The organism is uncultured Caballeronia sp. (genome assembly GCF_964243625.1).
In the GTDB taxonomy this organism is placed as follows: domain Bacteria; phylum Pseudomonadota; class Gammaproteobacteria; order Burkholderiales; family Burkholderiaceae; genus Caballeronia.
The window spans coordinates 1-2495 of the sequence record NZ_CAXTGZ010000777.1; the positions used below are offsets into that span (position 1 = coordinate 1).

3 protein-coding genes and 1 pseudogene are annotated in these 2495 nt (G+C 54.2%); 2 read left to right on the plus strand and 2 right to left on the minus strand.

All coding sequences use genetic code 11. The features are described from left to right. The first annotated feature begins 149 nt into the window (after nt 1–149). Entirely contained in the window at nt 150–326 is a 177-nt protein-coding gene (locus ACFFAR_RS30730; protein WP_375509172.1) for a DUF2934 domain-containing protein, read from the plus strand. 96 nt (nt 327–422) lie between these two features. Here ACFFAR_RS30730 and ACFFAR_RS30735 read toward each other — a convergent pair. Together ACFFAR_RS30735 and ACFFAR_RS30740 are read right to left on the minus strand one after the other, a co-directional pair. Next, nucleotides 423–918, minus strand: a pseudogene (locus ACFFAR_RS30735) (ferritin-like domain-containing protein). A gap of 30 nt (nt 919–948) precedes the next feature. Then, nucleotides 949–1488 carry a DUF4142 domain-containing protein gene (locus ACFFAR_RS30740; protein WP_375509173.1) on the minus strand — a complete coding sequence of 180 codons (540 nt, stop codon included), beginning with the start codon at nt 1486–1488 and terminating at the stop codon, nt 949–951. A 350-nt stretch (nt 1489–1838) separates the two neighbouring features. Here ACFFAR_RS30740 and ACFFAR_RS30745 point away from each other — a divergent pair, with 350 nt between their 5' ends. Continuing rightward, the gene (locus ACFFAR_RS30745) at nt 1839–2282 is read left to right on the plus strand and encodes a lysozyme inhibitor LprI family protein (RefSeq protein ID WP_375509174.1); all 444 of its coding nucleotides are present in this window, start codon (nt 1839–1841) and stop codon (nt 2280–2282) included. Nucleotides 2283–2495: the final 213 nt, after the last annotated feature.

The following is a 2495-nucleotide window of genomic DNA, read 5'->3' on the forward strand; positions in this document are numbered from 1 at the left end:
AATGTTGCTTTAGGTTGATTCTGCCGTTGAAAATAAACCGAAATCACGTCAAAATTTGCACCAGTTCAAAATCCGCGCGGTGGTTCTCCGTACTGCGACGGACTAAACCCTGCCACCTAATATGACTGCGAATCATCCAAGGGAAGTTCGTGGAAAATCATTCAATTGAGGAGCGGATCAGGGAAAAAGCCTATTCGCTATGGCTAGCTGATGGGGCTATGGAAGGATGCGCAGACGAATATTGGCGGCAGGCCCGCGAAGCAGTTGAAAACGAGATCGCATGCGAGCGGTTAAACGGCGGTGGGAGCGAGGCGCAAAAAAAATGACCTGCGGGTCGCGACGAAAGGGCCAACGCACTTGTCGTGGCTGACCCTATCTTGCAGCGGTTGTTCCTGGGCGTGTCCTTGCCGAACTGTTACGCCCTATTTCCCTGCAATTTCCGTTGACACTTCCTGCTCAGCCAAGATCGTCAGTTTCTTGTCAGTTGCTTTCTCTTCCTCAAGCGTTTGCGTCAGCAGCGTCATCGCCTCGGTGTATCCGAGTTTCTTGGCGAGGGCGCACAGCGTCCCGTAGGAGGCGATTTCATAATGCTCGACCTTTTGCGCCGCACCAATCAATGCGGCGTCCAACACCGCTCCCTTTTCGATCTCGCCAATCTGCTCGTCGGCTTCCTCAATCAGTCCTTCCATCGCGACGCATTTGATGCGTTTCAACTTGACACCAGACGCTTCGACCGCCTGATCGATGCGCTCGATTTGTCCGTGGGTCTCTTCAAGGTGCGTTTCAAATGCTGCCTATAAGCTCCGCGCTCGTGGACGACCGCGCCTGTTTCTTGAGTGCCTTGGTCAGCTGCTTTTCAGCGCTGTAGATATCAGACAGGGCGTGGATAAACAAGTCATTCAACGTTTTTGCTGCCATGATTTTCTCCTTGGTTAGGGTGACCCACGGTTACTGCGCTGCGATGCCCTTCTTTGCTGCGAGCTGTTGCGCCATTGCAAGATGTTCTTTAATCGTCGGCAACGCTTTTTGCGCCGCCTTTTTCAAGTCGGCGTTTTGTCCGCCATCAGCTTCCGTTTGGAATGCGGCAACTGCCTTTTCGTGACCAGCTAGCCCCACTTGCTTAATGTAGGCGGTATCGAACGCCTTTCCGTGCAGACCACTGAGAGAATTGAGCACGGCCGTGTCGGAGTTGTCCTTAGGAATCGCAACACCGTGGGGCGCGGCCATTTTCAGCGACACCGTCAACTTCGTATGATCCATCTCCATATGATGAGCGAAACTCTTGACGTCCGCATCTTGGGATTGCTTTGCGGCGAGCTTGCTCGCGTCGATTTCGGTGGAACTGGACATGCTGGCTGCTTGGACAAACTCCTTATCCGGTGAGGGTAAGTCGTTGGCCGACGTAGTGCTCGCAGCTTGTGTTTGTGCGAGGGCGCTGGTGGCGCCTGATAGCGCTAAAAGCGCTGCAGCAACGGTAATTAATTTCATCTTCCAATTCCCGGGTTAGTTATACGGAGTGTGTCGTCGCAAAACCTGTTCCATGGAAATCGATCGCAACGAGAGAGCGACCATTTAACCCTTCGCATTGACACCCGCTGGTCTACGTAATTGCGGTTCGTCGGAGTTTTCCCTTAGGCTCACGCAGACCGTTCTTCGCCTGCCACTCGTCCGGATATGAAAGTATCTGCCAGTCCTTTCCCCCGAAATTGCACTTCCTCTGATCTTTCACTCAACATCGCTTGATATAACTTATCAACGAAGAAGTCTCCCAGTACCGAGCGAAAAGCTTTTGTAAAGGCAGCATATTCCTCCTAGCTGATCAAATCGAGAGGCCCACTGTGAAACAAATCGTGATAGCTGCCGTCGCCGTTCTAGCTGTCGTTCAGGCGTGGGCGGTGTCGCCAGCAGACTTCTCCGCCGTCGACGCCAAGCTGAATGCATGTTCTGACCAGAACCCCAACAACTACGGGGTTTCTAATTGCACCATGGCTGCGAAAGCCACTGCCGACCAGCGGCTGAACGATATTTATGGCGGTCTAGTCAACGCCCTCAAACACCCCAAGGGGCCCGATAATGCGCGCGATGACTCAGAGATTCTCAAGCGCTTGATCGCTGCGGAACGCGCATGGATCGCGTTCAGGGACGCAGAGTGCAACTATCAAAGCACCGTCGCGCTTGGCGGTACCGGCGAAGGCGTAGCGTACGTTACTTGCCTTTATATGCAGACCAAGGAACGGGTAAAGATTTTAACAGCGCCAGATGTGCCCCAGAATGCGCGATAGCAAGCTCGCGCGCGGAGTTCCCGTGGAGTAAATCGGCCAGGTCGCTCAGCGCTGCCGCCACCGGGCGGCTCTAAGTTGTTCCGCTAACCGCAAGTGGCGCAACGTCCTGTCCGACGCAGATCGGAAAAGAGCGGCCTCCGACAGTCAGCAAACGATTGACGGAACAGCAGAAGGCAGCAGCAGCGCTACCGCTGGGATGCTAGCGCCCTTGGT

Excerpts from the sequence above, each read along its gene's own strand:
- ACFFAR_RS30740 (WP_375509173.1), bottom strand. The coding sequence starts at position 1,488 with ATGAAATTAATTACCGTTGCTGCAGCGCTTTTAGCGCTATCAGGCGCC.